Genomic DNA, 1696 nt, shown 5'->3' with positions numbered 1-1696 from the left:
GCTAATCAATTTTTCACAGAATAAAAATCAATATTTGACTAATGATGTCATTAATTATGACTCAAAAGGAGCCATAATGAAAGCTGTCATCACTAAGCCAATGTGTGTTGTTGGCGACAATAAAAGCACTGTTCGCTTTGAAGTTTCAACTCCCAATAATCCATTTGTTGAGCTTTCTAATCAAGTCTATGCTCGTCTCAAGCGTGCAAATGCTGCTAAACCCTTTGTTGATGTTAAAACAAAAATAAAGCCCGACAAGGTAGTTGAACAAATTAAGCAAATAGAACAAGAAGCCGTACAAACATCAACGAAATCAGTGACTAAAAAAACCTCTCTCGAAAAACCAAAAGCATCTAAGGTCTCTCAATCATCAACACCTACTCTTAAAAAGGCTTAGACGTTGAAGTTAATCATCTACCAAAAATAGTATCTTCAACAGGCAAAAGATACCTTCACAAGCCTTCAAGCACCACGCCTTAATTGGGCTCTGCGTAATGCTCTAAACACCTCAGCAAAACAAGTTGAACGCTTTACTGAAAAGCAAGTTACCGACATCTCATCAGCTCAAACAAAGCGTATCAGAAAAGGTGTTTATATTAAAGAAAAAGTGACAGCAAGGTTTCTTGAGACAGGTATCATTGGTTCTGGAACACCAATACCTCTTAAATTTTTTAAAGCAAAAGAAACAAAACGCGGCGTAATTTACACACTGTTTGGAAAGAAAGAAATCTTACCCCATGGTTTTATCAAGGGAGGCAGTTTTCCAAAGCGTGTTGATTTGAAAATGGGAGGGAATGTGTTTCAAAGAGATGACGGAGATCAATTCCCTATTGCAAAACAAGAGGGCCCCTCAACTTCTGAGGTCATGTCAAAGCCAGAGATTGCAAGTGCTATTGCATAATATGCCAATGAAAGATTAACCCAAAATATACAGAGACAACTTTTTCGTCGAGAATACGCTGCTAATAAAAAAGGCTAGATCATGTTCTCAAGCTTTATCTATATATTCCATATCCTTATGAGGATAGGCATTACATATTCTTATTGCAATCTTAAAAACAGATTATCACTTATGCTTCTCTTTTTCCATAAAAAAGTTAATAAAATCAATGCAAAAGGTACTTCCCAGCGGGTTGGCTTCGTTGCAGGGCAGACTAGTGCGAATTATCGCTAGCGACAGAATTTTCAATTTGACTGTACGTTGTACACTTAACTCATTGATAAATAACAATTTTTATTATGTACACTGTACAGTATGTGAAACGTTTTCTTAGCAAGAAGTAATTTTTGTTGCTGGACAATTCTATAGTAATAGGTATTTTCGAATCAGGTGCCTCAAAAACACCTCAAAACAACTAGCGGATTAGTTGCCGAAATAACTAATCTTCCGCAATTTAAAAGCTTTAACTCATTGTATGCTACATGCATATAATAGCTTTGTCAGGTGTGGTTATACCATATAACACCCTTCGGGGAAAGGCGTAACGACAGACTAGATTGCCGTGTTTCTTAGTGCCCAGAACTCTTTTAAAGTGTCAATAGAAAACCTCTAATCGATAGGAGTTCATTATGAACATTCTTAAAAATATCAGAACAAGTCATTGATCCGAAAACCGTTCAAACTGTTAATGCACGTGAATTGCATACGTTTTTGGAAGTTAAATCGGAATTTAGAAATTGGATAAAAAATCGCATT

At 36.1% G+C, this 1696-nt stretch carries 2 protein-coding genes and 1 pseudogene; all 3 read left to right on the top strand.

The features are described from left to right. The first annotated feature begins 76 nt into the window (after positions 1-76). Positions 77-397 (top strand): hypothetical protein, encoded by a 321-nt coding sequence (locus ACFIML_RS09060; RefSeq protein ID WP_375688005.1) that lies wholly within the window; start codon positions 77-79, stop codon positions 395-397. Between the two features lie 90 nt (positions 398-487). Beyond that, a pseudogene (locus tag ACFIML_RS09055) lies at positions 488-979 on the top strand (hypothetical protein). A 606-nt stretch (positions 980-1585) separates the two neighbouring features. Further along, on the top strand, positions 1586-1696 hold a 111-nt coding region (locus ACFIML_RS09050; RefSeq protein WP_375688003.1), incomplete at its 3' end, for an antA/AntB antirepressor family protein.

Source organism: Bartonella sp. AC62GZZY (genome assembly GCF_042196525.1).
GTDB lineage: Bacteria > Pseudomonadota > Alphaproteobacteria > Rhizobiales > Rhizobiaceae > Bartonella.
Note: the sequence above shows the minus strand (reverse complement) of the source record. Positions and strands in the feature narration are given on the sequence as shown.